The sequence below is a fragment of the Pleomorphomonas diazotrophica genome (assembly GCF_002844595.1).
GTDB classification, from domain to species: Bacteria; Pseudomonadota; Alphaproteobacteria; order Rhizobiales; family Pleomorphomonadaceae; genus Pleomorphomonas; species Pleomorphomonas diazotrophica.
In genome coordinates this window covers 332,514-351,519 of record NZ_PJNW01000005.1, presented here as the reverse complement: position 1 = coordinate 351,519, position 19,006 = coordinate 332,514, and the positions used below count along the sequence as shown (strand labels likewise).

18 protein-coding genes are annotated in these 19,006 nt (G+C 66.1%); 14 read left to right on the top strand and 4 right to left on the bottom strand.

Features of this window, described 5'->3' with window-relative positions:
• Positions 1 to 64 precede the first annotated feature (64 nt).
• Positions 65 to 1,048: an AraC family transcriptional regulator gene (locus CXZ10_RS09730; protein ID WP_180335930.1), complete on the bottom strand. Its 984-nt coding sequence runs from the start codon at positions 1,046 to 1,048 to the stop codon at positions 65 to 67.
• Between the two features lie 296 nt (positions 1,049 to 1,344).
• Between CXZ10_RS09730 and CXZ10_RS09725 the strand changes: the two genes are divergently transcribed.
• The 13 genes from CXZ10_RS09725 to CXZ10_RS09665 all read left to right on the top strand — a co-directional run bounded on the left by CXZ10_RS09725 (position 1,345) and on the right by CXZ10_RS09665 (position 14,516).
• Positions 1,345 to 1,803, top strand: coding sequence for a Tat pathway signal protein (locus CXZ10_RS09725; protein WP_101288937.1), 459 nt, complete (start codon positions 1,345 to 1,347; stop codon positions 1,801 to 1,803).
• A 7-nt stretch (positions 1,804 to 1,810) separates the two neighbouring features.
• Entirely contained in the window at positions 1,811 to 2,554 is a 744-nt protein-coding gene (gene exbB, locus CXZ10_RS09720) for a tonB-system energizer ExbB (protein WP_244617260.1), read from the top strand.
• Positions 2,555 to 2,603: 49 nt separating this feature from the next.
• Positions 2,604 to 3,041, top strand: a complete 438-nt coding sequence (exbD, locus tag CXZ10_RS09715) for a TonB system transport protein ExbD (protein ID WP_101288935.1) — start codon at positions 2,604 to 2,606, stop codon at positions 3,039 to 3,041.
• Positions 3,042 to 3,096: 55 nt separating this feature from the next.
• Entirely contained in the window at positions 3,097 to 3,909 is an 813-nt protein-coding gene (locus tag CXZ10_RS09710; protein ID WP_210199888.1) for a TonB family protein, read from the top strand.
• Between the two features lie 139 nt (positions 3,910 to 4,048).
• Positions 4,049 to 4,477 (top strand): pseudoazurin, encoded by a 429-nt coding sequence (locus CXZ10_RS09705; protein ID WP_101288933.1) that lies wholly within the window; start codon positions 4,049 to 4,051, stop codon positions 4,475 to 4,477.
• Between the two features lies 1 nt (position 4,478).
• Positions 4,479 to 5,657 (top strand): NnrS family protein, encoded by a 1,179-nt coding sequence (locus tag CXZ10_RS09700; protein ID WP_101288932.1) that lies wholly within the window; start codon positions 4,479 to 4,481, stop codon positions 5,655 to 5,657.
• 100 nt (positions 5,658 to 5,757) lie between these two features.
• Positions 5,758 to 7,989, top strand: coding sequence for a NosR/NirI family protein (locus CXZ10_RS09695; RefSeq protein WP_210199887.1), 2,232 nt, complete (start codon positions 5,758 to 5,760; stop codon positions 7,987 to 7,989).
• Positions 7,990 to 8,012: 23 nt separating this feature from the next.
• The gene (gene nosZ / locus CXZ10_RS09690) at positions 8,013 to 9,923 is read left to right on the top strand and encodes a TAT-dependent nitrous-oxide reductase (RefSeq protein WP_101288931.1); all 1,911 of its coding nucleotides are present in this window, start codon (positions 8,013 to 8,015) and stop codon (positions 9,921 to 9,923) included.
• Between the two features lie 8 nt (positions 9,924 to 9,931).
• On the top strand, positions 9,932 to 11,266 hold the full coding sequence (locus tag CXZ10_RS09685; protein ID WP_101288930.1) for a nitrous oxide reductase family maturation protein NosD: 1,335 nt from the start codon (positions 9,932 to 9,934) through the stop codon (positions 11,264 to 11,266).
• Complete coding sequence (locus CXZ10_RS09680; RefSeq protein ID WP_101288929.1) at positions 11,263 to 12,177, top strand: ABC transporter ATP-binding protein; 915 nt, start codon at positions 11,263 to 11,265, stop codon at positions 12,175 to 12,177. Before CXZ10_RS09685 ends, CXZ10_RS09680 begins: the two co-directional genes overlap by 4 nt.
• Positions 12,174 to 13,010, top strand: a complete 837-nt coding sequence (locus CXZ10_RS09675; RefSeq protein ID WP_101288928.1) for an ABC transporter permease — start codon at positions 12,174 to 12,176, stop codon at positions 13,008 to 13,010. Before CXZ10_RS09680 ends, CXZ10_RS09675 begins: the two co-directional genes overlap by 4 nt.
• A complete protein-coding gene (locus tag CXZ10_RS09670) occupies positions 13,007 to 13,546 on the top strand; it encodes a nitrous oxide reductase accessory protein NosL (protein ID WP_244617261.1) in 540 nt (179 codons plus the stop codon). The genes CXZ10_RS09675 and CXZ10_RS09670 overlap by 4 nt, the downstream gene beginning before the upstream one ends.
• Positions 13,547 to 13,553: 7 nt before the next feature.
• Positions 13,554 to 14,516 carry an FAD:protein FMN transferase gene (locus CXZ10_RS09665; protein WP_101288927.1) on the top strand — a complete coding sequence of 321 codons (963 nt, stop codon included), beginning with the start codon at positions 13,554 to 13,556 and terminating at the stop codon, positions 14,514 to 14,516.
• An 11-nt stretch (positions 14,517 to 14,527) separates the two neighbouring features.
• On the opposite strand, the gene CXZ10_RS09660 is transcribed toward CXZ10_RS09665, so the two are convergent.
• Complete coding sequence (locus CXZ10_RS09660) at positions 14,528 to 15,238, bottom strand: class II aldolase/adducin family protein (protein WP_101288926.1); 711 nt, start codon at positions 15,236 to 15,238, stop codon at positions 14,528 to 14,530.
• Positions 15,239 to 15,384: 146 nt separating this feature from the next.
• On the opposite strand from CXZ10_RS09660, the gene CXZ10_RS09655 reads away from it, so the two are divergent.
• A complete protein-coding gene (locus tag CXZ10_RS09655) occupies positions 15,385 to 16,407 on the top strand; it encodes a sugar-binding transcriptional regulator (RefSeq protein WP_101288925.1) in 1,023 nt (340 codons plus the stop codon).
• 98 nt (positions 16,408 to 16,505) lie between these two features.
• Here CXZ10_RS09655 and mtnA read toward each other — a convergent pair whose 3' ends face one another.
• Both mtnA and mtnK read right to left on the bottom strand, forming a co-directional pair.
• Positions 16,506 to 17,606: an S-methyl-5-thioribose-1-phosphate isomerase gene (mtnA, locus tag CXZ10_RS09650; RefSeq protein WP_101288924.1), complete on the bottom strand. Its 1,101-nt coding sequence runs from the start codon at positions 17,604 to 17,606 to the stop codon at positions 16,506 to 16,508.
• Positions 17,607 to 17,708: 102 nt separating this feature from the next.
• Positions 17,709 to 18,998, bottom strand: coding sequence for an S-methyl-5-thioribose kinase (mtnK, locus tag CXZ10_RS09645; protein WP_101288923.1), 1,290 nt, complete (start codon positions 18,996 to 18,998; stop codon positions 17,709 to 17,711).
• Positions 18,999 to 19,006: the final 8 nt, after the last annotated feature.

Here is a 19,006-nt window from a genome sequence, read left to right as displayed (position 1 = left end):
CGCGGCGCGTCCTTCGCCGGCCCGGCGAAAGGCGCCACGGTCGTTCCTGAGGCGAACCGATAGGTCAAGTCGCGATCTGCCGATTGAACGAAGCCGGGGCGTTTGGAATGAAAGCGGGACGGAGTTTCACGATTTCCACCGGTGCCGTCCGGGCGGGGCCATAATGGGCGCGCTGCTCGCGCCGCCACAGCGCCGGCGTCCGGCCCGTCAGTCGGCGGAACACCCGCGTGAAATGCGCCTGATCGGAAAAGCCGGTGTCGACGGCGATCGCCGACAGGCTGGTCTCCTCCCGCAGCAGCATGTCCTTTGCCGCTTCCACGCGGCAATGAAGCAGGAACTGGTGCGGTGTCTTGCCGACCGCCGTCCGGAAGGCGACGCCGAAGTGGTCAGGCGACAGCCCGACCAAAGCCCCGAGCTCGGCCAGAGACAGGTTGCGGACGATGTTGGCCCGCACATAGTCGATGACGCGGTTCATCTGCCGGCGCGACAGGCCGGCGTCCGGCTGCGGCGCCGCGGCTTGGCGCAGGTCCAGCAACTCGGCCAGAAGCGCCAGCACCAGACCTTCGCCATAAAGGTCGTCGCGCCGACCTTCGGCGCAGTCATCGGCGATCAGCGACGCGAGGGCTGAAAGACCGGGCGAGGAAAAGCCGATGCGCGGCGACAGGAACTGGCAGGGATGGATGCGCCCTCCCGACTGGGCTGCCAGCGTGGCGATGTCGAAATGCAGGTCGAGATGCCTGAGATCGTCGAGTCGGTCGATGAAGCTCTGAATGGGATAGCCGGCTGGCACGAAGCAAAACCGCCTATGGCCGTCGAGCCGGTGCTGTCGGCCCGCCGCGTCGCGGACGTCGATGCCGCCATCCTCCACATCGCCGAGCAACGCGAACAGGCGCGGCGCCCGCGACACGTAGGCGCCACGGGCGCCGGCCTCGCAGGTAACCTCCCAGAGATCGGCGACGCAACCGCTCCAGGCGCGCCAGCGCAGATCTTCCCTCAAGGTGATGCCCGAAATGGTGCTGGTCATCTGTGGCCGAAAGTCGGTCGCCATCGCCTCGTGTCCCATTCGATTGTCAGCTCGTCGCGCTGACGCTAAAAAATATGAGTGCGCAAATCAAGTTTATAGGTTTGAATACCGATGAGCCCGAAATGGCGCTGACACTGCGAGGCGTTTGCAATAAGTGCGACGGGCTGTCTTTGAGGCAGATCAGACAGGGATCGCTTTGGCGGCGGCGATTGGGGTGACTTTGGAAATGGCAGTTCGGGGGGTCAGTAAAATATGTATGTAAGACTCATAATAAAGTTGATAGAAGCCAATCCGCACTGCTGAGTTCAGGGGCAAGTTCAATGACCGTTTCCCTTTCCGCCATTCGGCGCATGTTCGCCTTCCTGTTGACCGCGTCCGTTTCTGCCTTTCCCGCCCTTGCCCAGACGTCTCCGCCTTCTTCCTCCAAGGCCGGTGCCTTCTCGTTGGAACTGAACCGGCTGGATGGTGTCGGCGGCGATTGCCGGGTGACATTGGTTGAGAAGAACGGCACGCCATCGACCTTCGCGGCTTTGAAGCTCGATCTCGTGGTGTTCGACGGTGCCGGTATCGTCAGCAAGCGGGTGGGTGTGGATGCGGGTCCTCTCAAGGCTGGACGGACGGTGGTCAAGACCTTCGACCTCAAGGGCCTTGCCTGTGGCGATGTCGGCCGGCTGCTGATCAATGACGTCCTGGCCTGCGAGGCCGACGGCCTCGCTGCCGACGCCTGCCTTGACCTCGTCGAGCCGCGCTCCCGTGTGGCCGCTCCCTTCGACAAGTGAGGTGGCGATGAACCCCGAGACTCTGGCCGCCGGCGCGGCCGCCGTTGCCCTGCCACACGATCTGACGCCCTTGGGCATGTTCATGGCTGCCGACCTCGTGGTGAAGGCGGTGATGACCGGCCTGATCGCCGCCTCGCTGGTCACCTGGGTGATCCTGGTCGGCAAGGTGCTGGAGCTTTCCGCCCTCGGCCGGGCGGCCCGGCGCGGTGTCGCCGTGGTCGCCGGCGAGGCGGCCATTTCCGGTCTTGCCCGACACGCTCGCCTGCCGCGGCCACTCGCCCTGATGCTGGCCGAAATCGGCGAGGAGATCGCCCAGACCGGGCCTGATGGAGTTGCGGCCGGTCCGGTTGCTGGCGGTCTCGTCGAACGGGTGCGCTCGCGCCTCGCCCGCCTTGAGGCGGCGGCCGGACGGCGGGCGATGGTCGGCACCGGTCTTCTCGCCACCATCGGCTCGACGGCCCCCTTCGTCGGCCTGTTCGGTACCGTCTGGGGCATCATGAACGCCTTCGTCGGCATCTCCGAAAGCCAGACCACCAATCTCGCCGTGGTGGCGCCGGGCATCGCCGAGGCGCTGCTGGCCACGGCGACCGGCCTTGTCGCCGCCATTCCGGCCGTGGTGGTCTACAACCATCTCGCCCGCCGCACGACGGCTTTCCGCGCCGAGATGACCGACCTCTCCGAAGGGCTGATTCGCACCCTGTCGCGCGACCTCGAAACCGGCCGGCTCGACGCCGGCCTCCTCACCCGATGAAGCGACGGCCGGCCGGCTTGCCCGGTCCGGCATGCAAAGGAGGCTTGCAATGGCCGCCCGGCTCGACGACGGAACCGAACTCTCCGAGAACCACGAGATCAACGTGACGCCGTTCATCGACGTCATGCTGGTGCTTCTCATCATCTTCATGGTGGCGGCGCCGCTCGCCACCGTCGATGTGCCGGTCGATCTGCCCGGCTCGACGGCCACCGCCGCTCCACGACCGGAGAAGCCCCTCTACGTGACGGTAGGCGAGGATCTCACCATCAGCGTCGGCGAGGAGAAGGTAGCGCGCGAGGCGCTGGCCGGCCGTCTCGACGCGGTGACCGGCGGCAACAAGGCCGAGCGCGTCTTCCTCAGGGCTGACAGAACGGTGGCCTATGGCGACCTCGCCGAGGCGATGAACCTTCTGAGGGCGGCCGGCTATCTCAAGGTGGCGCTGGTCGGCATCGAACAGGTCGCCAACCCGCCCGCCTCCGGCGGCTGACCGTCCTCTAGACGCCGAAAGACTTGCCGATCCGATGGGCGTTCATTCCGCACCGATGACCGAGCTTCTATCGCGACGGTCCGGACTGTTGCGCTGGTCGTTGGCCGGCGCGGTCGGTTTGGCGTTGCATGGCGTGGCTTTGTGGTGGGTCTTTCCGGCCGACGATTCTGCGGCGGTCGTGGCCGCGCCGGAGGCGGTGGTGATGATCGATCTGCCGCCGGAGCCCGAGCTGCCGCCGCTCGAAAGCGTCGAGCAGGCGGCGGTCGAGGAGATTCAGGAAGCGCCGCCCGAGGACGTGGCCGCAGTGCCGCTCGAGCCTGAGGCGGTCGAAACCATCCAGTCGGTTGAGGAGTTGGCCGAAGCGCTGCCCGAGCCGGTCGAGACGCCGCCATCCGAGCCGGAGATGCTGCCGCCGTCGGAGGTGGCGATCCCGCTGCCGCCGCCACCTCCGCCGGAGATGGTCGAGACGGCCGAAGTGAAGCCCAAATCCGAACCGAAGAAAACGGAGCGCCGGAAGGCGGAACCGAGGAAGCAGCCGGAGGTAACCCCGCCGGCCGACGCCCAGGCGGCCGGTGCCGGGGCGGGACGACAGGTCGCCGACGCGCTGGCCGCCTATCGCAGTTCGGTCCGCCGGGCGATCGTCGGCAAGCGCCGGGCGAGCGACGCCGATGGCGCCACCGGCCGGGCGACGGTGTCGCTGTCGATCGGTCGCGACGGCTCGATCATCGGCCTCAGTGTTGGGGGCTCGGCCGCGGTCAGTGCGGCCGCCGAGCGCCTGATTCGCCGCGTCGGAGCCTTTCCCCCTGTTCCTGACAGCCTCGATGCTCCCTTCAAGGTCACGGTTCCCATCGAGTTCAAGAAAGACTGAAGCCTGTCGGGCTCGGCGGTCATCGCACACGCAGCCACAGGCAAAAATGAAACTCAGTCTCAAAGTTTGCGTTTTCGCAACGTCAGGAAGGGTAACATCCCTTATTCTGAATATCAGAATCCACAAACGAGGCTTAGAAATGAAGACCCTTCTCCTCGCCGCCGCCGCCCTCGCGGTTGCCATCCTTCCCGCCACTGCCGCCGACGTTCAGGTCAAGATGCTCAACAAGGGCGCCAAGGGCATGATGGTGTTCGAGCCGGACCTCGTGAAGGTTCAGCCGGGCGACACGGTGACCTTCGTCGCCACCGATCCGGGACATGACGCCCAGAGCGTGCCGGGCATGCTGCCGGGAGGCGCCCAGCCCTTCGAGGGCAAGATCGGCAAGGACCTGACGGTGACCTTCACCCAGCCGGGCGTCTACGGCGTCAAGTGCAAGCCGCATTATGTGATGGGCATGGTGGCGGTGGTGGTCGTCGGCGATCCCGCCCCCAACCTCGAAGCCGCCAAGGCGGCGAAGAACCCCGGTAAGGCCGGCAAGCTGTTCACGGAACTGCTGGGCAGCCTCTGACATGACCAACATCGCGGGGCGGGGGCACTTTCTTTCGGGTGCCTTCCGGCCGTTCTTCCTGCTGGCGGCACTGTGGATGGCCGGCTCGATCCTGATCTGGGTGCCTCTCTACATGGGGCACGTCGAGCTGCCCACCGCCTTCGCCCCGCGTGATTGGCATATCCACGCCATGCTGTTCGGCGGTGTGCCGCCGATCATCGCCGGCTTCACGCTGACGGCCGTATCGAGCTGGACCGGCCGCCCGACCATCACCGGCCGGCCGCTTGTCCTTCTGGCGCTGATCTGGCTTGCCGGCCGGATCGCCGTGTCCGCTTCCGCTCTGATCGGGCTGGTTCCGGCGGCCTTGATCGATCTCGCCTTTCCCCTGGCGCTCGCTGCCCTGCTTGGTCGCGAGGTCGTGCTGGCCGGCAACTGGCGGAACCTCAGGGTCGTCGGCCTTATTCTTGTGTTGGCATTGGCCGATGCCGGCTTCCATGCCGAGGCGGCAATCAACGGCCTTGCCGACGTTTCCATTCGGGCCGCGCTGTCGGCGGTCCTCTTGCTCATTCTGCTGATGGGCGGGCGCATCACCCCCGCGTTTACCCGCAACTGGCTGAAAGCGCGCGGCGAAACCAGGTTGCCGGCGGCCTTCGACCGCTTCGACGCCGCGGCGATGGTCGTCTCGGGGCTTGCCTTCCTCGCGTGGACCATCGCGCCGACATGGGTCGGCACGGCTGTCGCGCTGGGCCTGGCCGGTCTGCTGACGGCGGCGAGACTTGCCCGCTGGCGGGGCCTTGCGGCGCGAGCCGAACCGTTGCTTCTGGTGCTGCACGTCGCCATCGGATCGGTTGCGCTTGGCTTTGTCGTCGAGGCATTGGCCATCCTGTGGCCGGCCGTCATCGATCCGACCGCCGCACTGCATCTGTGGACCGCCGGTAGCGTCGGACTAATGGTGCTTGGCGTGATGACGCGGGTGAGTCGCGGCCATACCGGCCGGCCGCTCGCCGCCGGCCGGCTCGAACTCGCCATCTACGGCCTTGTGAGTGTCGGGGCACTCCTGCGCATGGCCGCCCCATACGCGGGCGGGGCGTATTATCACTTAATCGGCTGCGCCGGCCTCTTGTGGGCGGCCGCCTTTCTGGCCTTCGCAGCCGGCTATGCCGGCATTCTGACCGGCCCCCGGGCCGATAGGCCTTTGTGATCTACATCAATCGAATTTGTGCCAGCGCAACGAAGGTCCAAGTCATCTCGTGAAAACATGATGGCATAGTTCATGTTGACGGTGATTCCGGGGAGGCGAGATGAGACTGGCGGAGACGCCCTGGCTTGCCAGGATGGTAACGGCCCTTTGCCTTGCGCTTGCCTTGGCGCTCGTCGCGATGCCGTCGAAGGCGGCCAGCCTAGCCGACTTCCTCGGCAAGGTGGCCCCCGCGGATCTGGTGCCGGGAGCGGATGCCTACGGTCCGATCCGAGACGACATGCCAGCCGCACCGGCCCTCAAGGCGGGCGAACGGATCGGCTGGGTCTTCCTCAACACCGATTTCGTGCCGGCCACTGGTTATTCCGGCAAGCCGATCCATATCCTCATCGGCCTCAACGACAAGGCGGTGATCACCGGTGCCCGCCTCGTCAAGCACTCCGAGCCGATCGTCCTCGTGGGCATTCCCGAGGCCAAGATCACGGCGGTGATCGCGAAGTATACCGGCCTGGACCTGAAGCGCGAGGCCGACGGGCCTGCCCATGACCTCGACATCGTCTCCGGTGCCACGGTCACCATCATGGTGATCGACGACTCGATCCGCCGGTCGGGACTGAAGGCCGCCCGTGCGCTCGGGCTCGAAGGATTCGCCTCTGCGGGAGCAGGCCCTGCCGCCGACGTGAAGATGGTGGATCGCTCCAAGAATGCGGTGAGCGACTGGACGACGCTGACCGGCGACGGTTCGGTGCGGCGCTTCAGCATGTCGGTGGGCGAGATCAACGCCGCCTTCGACAAGCAGGGCGATCCGCGTGCCGCCACCCATCGCGAGCCCGGCGCGGACACCGACGGCTATATCGACATCTACGTCGGGCTGGCCAGCCAGCCGTCGATCGGCCGCACGCTGCTGGGCGAAGCCGCCTATGCCAACCTCGTCCGGAGGCTCGGCGACGGGGAGGAGGCGATCTTCGTTGCCAGCACGGGACGCTGGTCCTTCAAGGGGTCGGGCTACGTGCGCGGTGGCATCTTCGACCGCATCACGGTGCTGCAGGGCGAGGCCACCATCCGCTTCCGCGACAAGGATCATCTGCGCGTCGTTCGCATGGCGCCCACCGATGCTCCGACCTTCAGCGAAATGGATCTCTTCGTCATCCCCAAGGCGTCAGGCTTCGACCCGGCCGCGCCCTGGCGGCTGCAGCTCCTGGTCTCGCGCGCCGTCGGTGCCATCGACAAGCTGTTCCTCACCTATGACGTCGATTATGCGCTGCCGCCCGCCTATCTCGCGACGCAGCCGAAGCCGGCGCCCGTCGCCACCGTCCCGGCACCGGCGGCAAGCTCCGCCGACGAAGGGCCGGCTCGCGATCGCCTGTGGCTGCGTATCTGGGAGGCCAAGCGCGTCGAGGTCGCCATCATCATCGCGGCATTGGCGGCGTTGACCGGCATTTTCTTCTTCCAGACCTTCGCCACCAAGAACGAGCGGGTGTTCCGCATCATCCGGCTCAGCTACCTCGCCTTCACGCTGGTGTTCGTCGGCTGGTACGCCAACGCCCAGCTCTCGGTGGTCAACCTGCTCGCCGTCCTGTCGGCGCTGGTCAGCGATTTCCGCTGGGAAACCTTCCTGATGGATCCGCTGATCTTCATCCTGTGGTTCGCTGTGGCGGCGGCGCTGCTGTTCTGGGCGCGAGGCGCCTATTGCGGCTGGCTGTGCCCCTTCGGCGCCCTGCAGGAGTGGTCGAACCAGATCGCCCGCTGGCTGCGGATTCCCCAGATCCGCCTGCCCTGGGGTCTGCACGAGCGCCTCTGGCCGATCAAATACATGATTTTCCTCGGCCTGCTGGGCATCTCCTTCTACTCGCTCGACATGGCCGAGCACTACGCGGAGATCGAGCCGTTCAAGACGGCGATCATCCTGAAGTTCGACCGCCCCTGGCCCTACGTGCTGTTTGCGCTCGCCATGCTTGCGCCGGGCCTGTTCATCGAACGCTTCTACTGCCGCTATGTCTGCCCGCTGGGCGGTGGCCTCGCCATCCCGGCCAGGCTGCACATGTTCCGCTGGCTGAAGCGCTACCGCGAATGCGGCAATCCCTGCCAGACCTGCGCCCATGAATGTCCGGTGCAGGCGATCCACCCGACGGGTGAGATCAACCCCAACGAATGCGTCTCCTGTCTGCATTGCCAGGTGCTCTACCGCAGCACGACCCGCTGTCCGGTTGTGATTGGCAAGCTGAAAAAGCGGGAACGCTTCGAACGCCAGAACGGCCTCGCCCAGACGGGGGCGGCGTCACCGGGAGGCAACCTTGCCGTCCGGAACGACGTCGGTGGTTCGGCACAAGCGTGAGAAAGATAACCGAGGAGAGCGAAATGACTGATGAGACGCATAACCTGTCCCGCCGGTCGCTTCTGGGGGGCACCGCCAAGACGGCAGTGTTCGCCGGCGTGGCGGCAACGGCCGTTGGCGGCCTGATGGCCACCAGCGGCACCAAGGCGGCGGAACCGGCCAACAAGGCCGAGGTGAAGCCGGGCGAACTCGACGAATACTATGGCTTCTGGTCCTCCGGCCAGACGGGCGAACTGCGCATTCTCGGCGTGCCGTCGATGCGCGAACTGATGCGCGTGCCGGTGTTCAACCGCTGTTCGGCCACCGGCTGGGGCATGACCAACGAAAGCCTGAAGGTGCTCACCGAGGGACTGCTGCCCGACACCAAGGCGCTCCTTGCCAAGCGCGGTCTCCAGACCTACCAGAACGGCGACCTGCACCATCCGCATATGTCGTTCACCGATGGCACCTATGACGGTCGCTACCTCTTCATGAACGACAAGGCCAACACCCGCATCGCCCGCGTGCGCTGTGACGTGATGCGTTGCGACAAGATCATCGAGATCCCCAACGCCTCCGACATCCATGGCTTGCGGCCGCAGAAGTATCCGCGGACCGGCTACATCTTCGCCAATGGCGAGCATGAGGCGCCGCTGGTCAATGACGGCAAGACGACCGATCCCAAGGAATACGTCAACATCTTCACCGCCGTTGATGGCGACAAGATGGAAGTGGCCTGGCAGGTCATCGTCTCGGGCAACCTCGACAACACCAGCCCGGACTACCATGGCAAGTACGTCTTCTCGACGTCCTACAACTCGGAAATGGGCGTCAATCTTGCCGAAATGACCGCCAACGAGACCGACCACGTCGTCGTCTTCGACATCAAGGCGATCGAGGCGGGCGTTGCCGCCGGCGACTTCCAGGAGCTGAACGGCGTCAAGGTGCTGGACGGCCGCAAGGGCAAGAACTCCAAGTACACCCGTTACATTCCGATTCCCAACAGCCCGCACGGCGTCAACGCCACGCCGGACGGCAAGTACATCATGATCAACGGCAAGCTGTCGCCGACCGTGTCGATCATCGACGTCAGCAAGGTGGACGCACTGTTTGCGCAGAATGCTGACCCGCGCTCCTGCATCGTCGGCGAACCGGAACTGGGCCTCGGCCCGCTTCATACCGCCTTCGACAACCGCGGCAACGCCTACACGACGCTGTTCCTCGACAGCCAGGTGGTGAAGTGGAACATCGACAAGGCCATCAGTGCCTTCAAGGGCGAGAAGGTCGACCCGATCGTACAGAAGATCGACGTCGCCTATCAGCCCGGCCACAACGCGACCTCCATGGGCGAGACCAAGGAGGCCGACGGCAAGTGGCTGGTGTCGATGAACAAGTTCTCCAAGGACCGTTACCTGAACGTCGGTCCGCTCAAGCCGGAGAACGAGCAGTTGATCGACATCTCCGGCGACGAGATGAAGCTGGTTCACGACAGCCCGACCTTTGCCGAGCCGCATGACAGCATCCTGGTGCGTGCCGACATCGTCAACCCGCTGGCGGTTTGGAAGCGTGACGACCCGTTCTTTGCCGATGCCGTCAAGCAGGCCAAGGCGGACGGCGTCGACATCGAGGCGGACAGCACGGTCATCCGCGACGGCAACAAAGTGCGCGTCTACATGACGTCGGTGGCGCCGGCCTTCGGTCTCGAGGAGTTCGAGGTCAACGAGGGCGACGAGGTCACCGTCTACGTCACCAACCTCGACGATGTGGAGGACCTGACCCACGGCTTCACCGTTTCCAACTATGGCGTCGCCATGGAAGTGGCGCCGCAGGCCACGGCCTCGGTGACCTTCACGGCCGACCGGCCGGGCGTTCACTGGTACTACTGCCAGTGGTTCTGTCACGCCCTCCACATGGAGATGCGTGGCCGCATGATCGTGAAGGCCAAGTCGGCCTGAGGAAAGACATGAAGCGCGCGCTCCGTCTCGCCACCCTCGCCACCGTCCTTCTCTGTTGCGTCGGCCCCGCCGGCGCCGCCGAGATCGTCGTTGGCAATGAGGCGGACGCGCTGCGCCAGGCCATTGAAACCGCCGCGCCGGGGGATGTCCTCCGGCTCGGCAACGCCAGCTACAACGGCCCTATCGTCATCGACCGGCCGCTGACTCTCCTCGGCGGCCGCGACAGTCGTATCGTCGGCAAGGGTGAGGGGACAGTCGTCGCGGTACAGGCCGACGACGTGACCCTGAAAGGCCTCTACATCACCGGCTCTGGCCGCAAGCTCGACAAGCTGGACAGCGGCATCGCGCTCGCCAAGGAGACGCGCCGCGCCCTCGTCGAAGACAACCGGATCGTCATGAATCTGATCGGCATCGACGTGCAGGGCGCCATCGATGCGACGGTCCGCGGCAACACCATCGTCGGCCGCACCGATCTCCATCGCGCCGAAATGGGCTCCGGCATCTACGTCTGGAACGCCCCCGGCCTTCTTGTCGAACACAACGACATCCGGCGCGGCCGCGACGGCATCTTCGTCACCACGTCGATGAAGGCGCGCTACCGCTTCAACCGCATGCAGGAACTGCGCTTCGCCTTTCACTCGATGTATGCCAACGACATCGAGCTGGAGCACAACGTCTCGCGCGGCAACATGCTGGGCTTCGCCTTCATGTTTTCCCGCGGCGTGACCGCGACCGACAATCTCTCGGTGGGAGATGCCACCCACGGGTTGTTCCTCAACTCCGTCAAGAACTCGCGTCTCGTTCACAACGAGGTACGCGACGGTGGCGAGAAATGCCTGTTCATCTACGGCGCGACGCGCAACCGCTTCGAGGGCAACCGTCTCGAAGGCTGCGACATCGGCGTTCATCTGACCGGCGGCGCCTCGGAAAACGTGTTGACCGGCAACGCCGTGATCGGCAACCGTACCCAGGTGAAATATGTCGGCACCCGCTGGCTCGAATGGAGCGGCGTAGCTGAGGTGGCCGGACAGACAAAAGCGCAGATCGGCAACTTCTGGTCCGATCACGTGGCCTTCGACATCGATGGCGACGGCATGGCCGACAGTCCCTACCGACCCAACGACACGGTGGACGTTCTGACCTGGAGCCAGCCGATGACGCGGCTGCTCCTGGGCGCGCCGGCGGTGCAGCTCATTCGCTGGGCGCAATCGCGTTTCCCCGGCCTGTTGCCGGGGGGCGTGATCGACAGTCACCCGCTGATGTCGCCCGAGGGCGCCGGACCTCGCTCGCCCAGTACCCCCGTGACGGTTGGTTTTGTTCCGGCCGCGGAGATTTCACAATGACCGACGCCGCCATCCTCTCCGTCGAGAACCTGACCATCCGCTTTGGCGCCGTGACGGCGGTCGACGGGGTCAGCCTTTCAGTTGCGCCGGGCGAACGGGTGGCACTGCTCGGGCACAACGGCGCCGGCAAGTCGACGCTGTTCAAGACCGTTTTGGGATTTCTCAAACCGGCCGGCGGCCATCTCACCATCGCCGGCGCCACGCCGGGTTCGGACGTGGCGCGCCGTGCCGTGAGCTACCTGCCCGAGCAGGTGGTGTTTCCGAAGGCCCTGACCGGCGCCGAGGTGCTCACCCATTTCGCCCGCCTGAAGGGCGTCGCGCCGAAGGCGGCCCTGCCGCTTCTTGAAACGGTCGGCATCGCCGACGCCGCCAAACGGGCCGTCGGCACCTACTCCAAGGGCATGCGCCAGCGGCTCGGTCTCGCCCAGGCGCTGATCGGTACGCCGCGCCTCCTGCTGCTGGACGAGCCGACCTCCGGCCTCGATCCGGTGTCGCGGCGCGAGTTCTACGCCGTGCTGGAGGCGTCCGCCCGTGCCGGCACGGCGGTGCTCCTGTCCTCGCACTCGCTGTCGGAAATCGAGAACCGCATCGACCGCATCGCCATCCTGGCCAAGGGTCGGCTGCGGGCCGAAGGCTCGCTCGCCGACCTGTCCCGGCGGGCTGGTCTGCCGATCCGCATTCGCGTCGAGGCGGCCGAAGGCCGGGTCGAGGCGCTGCACGCCCGCCTCGGTGGTGAGAGAGTCAATGGTCGTTCTGTCGTGGTCACCTGTCGCGCCGACGAAAAGGTGGGCGCGCTTGCCCGCCTTGCCGAACTCGGGCCCGACGTTGCCGACATCGACATCGCCCTGCCGGATCTCGACGATGTCTACCGCCACTATTCCGGCGTAACCGCCCAGGGAGCCATCCAATGATCGGTCTTGACCGCATGACGGCGGTGGCCGCCACCGAGTTCCGCCTCGCCTTCCGCAATCGCTGGGTCCTCCTGTCGACACTGGCCTTCACGCTGTTCGCGCTGGCGCTGGCCTTCCTCGGTTCCGGGCCGAGCGGCGCCCTCAAGGCCGACGCGCTGACGCTGACGGCGGCGAGCCTGTCGACGCTCACCGTCTACCTCGTACCGTTGATGGCGTTGCTCGTTTCCTATGACAGCATCGCCGGCGAGATCGAGCGCGGCACTCTGGCGCTGGTGCTGGCGACGCCGTTGAAGCGCGGCGAACTGGTGCTGGCAAAGTTCTGCGGCCACCTCGCCGTGCTGGCGCTGGCCATCGCCATCGGCTACGGCATCGCCGGCGCGGTGATCGCCGGCGCGCACGGCGCCGACGATGCCGGTCTTCTCGCCTGGGCGCGGCTTCTTTCCACCGCCGTGCTGCTGGGCGCCGTGTTCATCGCCCTGGGGATGGCCCTGTCCGGCCTGCCGCGCCAGACCGGCACCGCTGCCGCACTCGCCATCGGCGCCTGGCTGGTGCTGGTGGTGCTCTACGACCTGGCGCTTCTCGGCGCCGTCATTGTCGACCAGGGCGGCGCCTTCACCAAGACGGTGTTCCCGGCCCTCGTCCTCGCCAACCCCGGCGACGCTTTCCGTCTCTACAATCTGGCGCTGATCGAATCGAACGCACCGATCGCCGGCCTCGACGGCCTCGCCCACACGCTTCCCTTCCCGGTTTCCAGCGCGCTCCTCGTGCTTGTCCTGTGGCTCGCCGCAAGCCTTGCCGTCGCCTGGGCCCTCACCCGGAGAATCCGCCCATGATCAACCGCATTCTCTCCGCCATGCTGCTCTCCGCCGCCTTGGCCCTGCCGCTCGCCGCCTGCAAGGAAGAGGCTGCGGTCAAGCCGACCGCCATCACCATGACCGACGAGGCGCTCGGCTATTACTGCCAGATGTATCTCGCCGACCACGGCGGCCCCAAGGCGCAGGTTCATGAGAAGGGGCAGGAGCAACCCTTGTGGTTCTCCCAAGTGAGCGATGCCGTCACCTATCTGAGGGGCGGCGAGAAGCGCGGCGACGTCACCGCCGTCTACGTTTCCGACATGGAGAAGGCGCCGAGCTGGGCCGAGCCTGGCCGTGACAACTGGATCGACGCCGAGGCGGCGGTGTTCGTCATCGGCAGCCGACAGGCCGGCGCCATGGGCATGCCCGAGGCGATCCCGTTCGGCAGCCAGAAGGCGGCCGACGACTTCGTGGCGCGCGAAGGCGGTGCCATCGTCAAGCTCGCCGATATTCCCGACAAGTATCTAGGTCCGGCCAACGCCGAGCCCCCAAGCCATTCCGACATGCAGATGTGAGGCCGTCATGGCAGACCTCCTAGCCCGGCCCATCGCCCGGCGCCGCTTCATCCACATCGGCGCAGCACTCGCCACCATCGCCTTCGTGCCCGCCGCTCTCGCTGCGGCTCCCACCCGTCGCTGGTCGGGCAGCGCACTCGGCGCTCATGCCTCGATCGAACTTGTCGGCGCCGACGCAGCTTTGGCGGAGGCGACCTTCGCCGCCGTCGAACAGGAGATTGCCCGCCTCGAAGGGTTGTTCAGTCTCTATCGCGCCGACAGCGCCCTCTCCCGCCTGAATGCTGCCGGCCGGCTCGATGCACCGGAAGCCGACGTCCTGCATCTTCTGGCGCTGGCACGGAGCGCGCACCGAGAGACAGGCGGCCTGTTCGACCCCACGGTCCAGCCGCTGTTTGCCGCCTACGCCGCCCATTACGCTGGTGGGCGGAGCGATGCGCTGCCCAAGGCGGAACTTGCCGACCGGTTGACGCTGGTCGGTTTCGATCAGGTGATCTTCGATGAAGCGGCGGTCCGCTTTTCCCGTCCGGGAATGGCGATGACGCTGAACGGCATCGCCCAAGGCTACATCACCGATCGCGTCGCCGATCTCCTCAAGGCACGCGGCTTCGACAACGTGCTGCTCGACATCGGCGAGATCAGGGTGCTGGGCGGTGGCCGTAATGGCGACGGCTGGAAGGTCGGCCTTGCCTCCGGCCCTGATAACGAGTCTCTGAGGGCAACGCTTCGCCTCAAGGACCGCGCCGTCGCCACGTCGATGATGGCCGGCACCCTTCTCGATGCCAACGCCCGCGTCGGTCACATCCTGCACCCCCGAAAGGGCGCCGTCGCATCCGCTTTCTCAGCCGTCAGCGTCGTGGCGCCGGAGGCCGCGCTGGCCGATGCCCTGTCGACGGCGGCCGTGCTGATGGCGCCGGACGACCTGTCCCGGCTCGATCGGCCCGGCGTCGAGATATACGCGACGCCGGTCTGAAGATGCAGGCCTCAGGCGGCAGGCGCTACCATGCCGCCGCAGCGGAGATCGGCGTCGGCCACGTCCTGACGACCATAGACCTTGAACATGGCGAAGACGTTCTGCATCTCGGCGCTGTCGAGGATGACCGGCGTGCCGACGGCAAGCGTCCGCCAATACTGAGCGGCGATGGTCTCCACCTCGACCAGCAGCGAATAGGCCTTCCTGAGGTTGGCGCCGAGCACGATCAGCCCGTGGTTGGCGAGCAGACAGGCAAGACGGCCGTCCAGCGCCTTCAACGCGTTGTCGGACAGCGCCTGGGAGCCGAAGGTGGCGTAGTCGGCGCAGCGGATGTTCTCGCCGCCTGCCGCAGCCACCATGTAGTGGACGGCCGGAATGTCGCGGCGCAGGCAGGAGATCACCGTCGAGAACATCGAGTGGGTGTGGATGACCGTGTCGATATCCGGCCGATGCAGCAGGATGTCGCGGTGGAAACGCCATTCGCTGGTCGGCCGGCAGGGGCCGTAATAGGTGCCATCGAAGGTCATCTCGACGATCTGGTCCTCGGTCATGCCAGCATAGGGAATGCCGGTTGGCGTTACCAGAAAGCGATCCTTGCCGACGCGAACGCTGACGTTGCCCGAGGTCCCCTGGTTGACGCCCGAGGCGTTCATTTCGCGGCAGGTGGCGATGATCTCCGTCCGGAGGGCGAGATGGGAAAGGGCGGAAAGGCTGGCAGGCATACTGATGTCCTCGGATGAAGGGCGGCAGGCGTGGTCGACACGCCGGACGAGCATTGGCACTTGGCGCGGATGGGTGCTTATGTTAACTCAGATTGTCAATTGTCGATCCGGAGTGTCACGCTTCGGGGCGATGGGGTTGGAAGATCATGGCGCTACGCTCAAGGATGAAGGATAAGGCCGACCGGTCGGGGGCAGCCGAAGCGGACAACAGAGCGCCGCTGCCGCGGCCGGGGGAGTACCTCACCGATCCGCTTCTGTGGGCGTCCTGGCTTTACCACCATGACGAGATGACGCAGAGCCAGATCGCCGACCTGATGGGCGTGTCGCGGGCGACGGTGGTGAACTATCTGCAACAGGCGCGCGACCTGCACTACGTCAAGGTGGTGGTGCGGCCGGAACTCCTGAACTCGATCGACCTCGCCCAGCAGCTCAAGCAGGCCTTCGGCCTCACCGAATGCATGGTCATTCCCTTCGACGGCGGCGTGAGGCCACCGAGCGAGCGCATCGGCCGGGCCGGCGCCCAGTATCTCGACCAGATCCTGGTGAACGGCGACGTTCTGGGCGTCGCCTGGGGGCGTACCGTGCTGTCGCTGGCCGAAAACCTGCCGGAAAGGGCCATGCCCGACAGTTGCGTCGTGCAGGTGATCGGCAGCCAGCGCTCGGCTTACGACGGCTTCACGGCCGAGGAATGCGTGGCCTTCATTGCCCGTCGCCTGCACGCCCGGTCGATCAACCTGCATGCCCCGGCGGCCCTGTCCAACGCGGCGCTGCGCGACGCGCTGATGCGCGAACCGACGATCCAGGAACAGTTCGCCCGCATCCGTTCCTGCAACAAGCTGCTGTTCGGCGTCTGCACGGTGAAGGCCAACAGCCTGGTGTTCGCCTCCGGCCTGATCTCCGTCGACGAGAGCAAGTACTACATCGCCAACGGCGCCGTCGGCGTCATTGCCGGTCGCTTCTACGACATCGAGGGCAACTGGCTGCGCGGCACCATGGACGACCGGATGATCGGCATCACTCTCGACGACGTTCGCAGCGTGCCGACCCGCATTGCCGCTGCCGGTGGCCCGGACAAGACCGACGCCATTCTCGGCGCCCTGCGTGGCGGTTACATTACCGCGCTGATCACCGACGAACCGACGGCCCGCAACATTCTCGGCCGACTCTAGATCGACAGGACGCGCGAATAAGGGAAGCGCCTGCCGGGGGGAGCCGGCGCGCGCCCCTGCGCCGGCTCGGATCTCCGATGCGGGGCAGGGGCGGGTTGTCATTTGGCCGTCTGCTCCGGATAGAGCTTGAGAAGACCCTCGCGGCTAGCATCGGCGACGCCACGTTCGGTGATGAGCCCGGTGACGAGGCGGGCCGGTGTCACGTCGAAGCCGTAGTTGAGCGCGGGACTGCCCTTCGGGAGAATGTCCACCGTCTCGAGCCGGCCATCGGCGGTACGGCCGGTGATGTGGCTGAGTTCGCGGGCGTCGCGCTCCTCGATCGGGATCTGGCGGATGCCGTCTTCCAGCGTCCAGTCGATGGTGGTGAAGGGCAGACCGACGTAGAAGGGCACGCCGTTGTCATGGGCGGCCAGCGCCTTGAGATAGGTGCCGATCTTGTTGCAGACGTCGCCGGTCGCCGTGGTGCGGTCGGTACCGACGATCGCCATGTCGACGAGGCCGTGCTGCATCAGGTGGCCACCCTGATTGTCGGCAATCACCGTGTGGTCGACGCCATGCTGGCCGAGCTCGAAGGCGGTGAGGCTGGCGCCCTGGTTGCGCGGCCGCGTCTCGTCGACCCAGACATGGATGGGAATGCCCGCTTCGAAGGCCATGTAGATGGGGGCGAGCGCGGTGCCCCAGTCGATGCAGGCGAGCCAGCCGGCGTTGCAGTGGGTGAGAACGTTGAAGCGCGGCGGCTTGCCCTTCTTCTCCCAGAGCTCGCGGATGATGGCGAGACCATGCCGGCCGATCGCCTTGCAGGTTTCGACGTCCTCGTCGCAGATCTCGGCTGCGCGGCGATAGGCAAGGCCCATGCGCTCGGAAGGGGCGACCTTGAGAAGGCGCCCCTTGAGGTCGTCGAGACCCCAGCGGAGGTTGACGGCGGTCGGGCGGGTGGCCAGCAGGGCGGTGTAGGCCCGCTCGAGGTTCTCGTTGGAGGAGTCCTCGCGCATGGCCAGCGCCAGACCGTAGGCGCCGGTGGCGCCGATCAGTGGCGCGCCACGTACCACCATGTCGCGGATGGCCGTTGCCGCTTCCTGCCAGGAGCGAAGGGTCCGGGTCGTCACCTCGAAGGGCAGCTTGGTCTGGTCGATGATCTCGACGCCCCAGCTGTCGTCCGCAACCCAGATCGTCCGCATGGATTTGCCGTAGATTTTCATGAAAGGCCTCCGATCGCCGTCGCGCGCCTCAGCGCGACGGACGGTCCACTTGTGGCGGGCGGCTGGCAGCCGCCCAGGGGTCTCGAATGCGGCCGGTGGCCGTCAGCGGGTGGCGTCGGCGGCGACCACGGCGGCCGCAACGGCCTCGATATCGGCAAAGCGCGTCCGGTTGACAACGAGGTCCCGGCCGAGGCGCAGAGCCCGCCGTTCGCCACTCGCCCTCAGATCCTTGTCGCTGATGCTCTCGAAATCGGCGACGTGGGCGAGACCGAGAATGCGCCGGATCATCTTGCAGCCGGCAAAGCCCAGCGTGTCCTCGAACAGCGCGCGCATGTAGCGGGCTTGTTCTTCCGCCAGCGCCGCCCGGCTCGCCGCATCGGTGAACAGCTCGGCGGTGAAGGCGTCCCCCTTGCCCTCGGTCGACCAAAGCTCGACGAAACGGGCCGAGAACAGCGTCCAGACGTCGGTGATCTGCCTCAGGATCCAGGCGCGGTAGGCGTCCCGTCCGCCCTTCTTGTCCTCGTGGCCGATCTGGCTGAGATAGGCGAGGATCAGATTGCCGATCAGTGCGCCCACATCGAAGCCCATGGGCCCGAAGAAGGCGAACTCCGGGTCGATCACCCGAACATCCGTGCTGGTCGCCATGATCGAGCCGGAATGCAGGTCGCCGTGCACCAGCGCCTCGGCGTGGCTCAGGAACTTCAGCTTCATCGCCTGGGCGGCCGCCTTGAGCGGGCCATCGGCGCGAAACTCCAGGGCAATGTCGTCGAGCTGTGGCGAGGTCCAGCGGTTGAGCTTGGCCGCCCGGTAGGGATCGGTGAACACCAGGTCCTCGGTGATCCGGCAGAGCTCGGTGTTGGCGCAGAACACCGCCATCTGCCGCTTCTTTTCGGCAGCCGGCAGATAGAGATCGGAGGTCTTGAACAGCGACTGGGCCATGAACTCCGACAGCGTCGCCGCGAAAAGCGGGAACTCGACGCCGTCGATCAGTCCTTTGCGCATGATGATATGCGGCGTGAGAATTTCCATGACCACCAGCGCCTGCATGGCGTCGAACAGCACGACCTTCGGCACCAACCCCGGCGCGGCGGCGTCTTCGATCATCAGCGCCTGGCTCTCGAAGAAGGACCGGTCGAGCGGCAGCGGCCAGGAGTCGCCGACGAGGCGCACATAGGGAAGGGCCTGCTTGACGATCAGCGATCCCCTGGGGCCGCGCACGATGAACACCAGGTTGAGGTTGCCGTCACCGACCTCGGTGACCTTCCAGTCCTGCGCCGCCCCGCCCAGGATGGCGGCAACTTCCGAAAAGCCGGCGAGATAGGGCGCCAGCGTGCCGTCGGTCATCGGCCGATAGTCGGCGCCGCCGGTACGGGCGCTCCGAACGTCTGTCATGGGGTCTT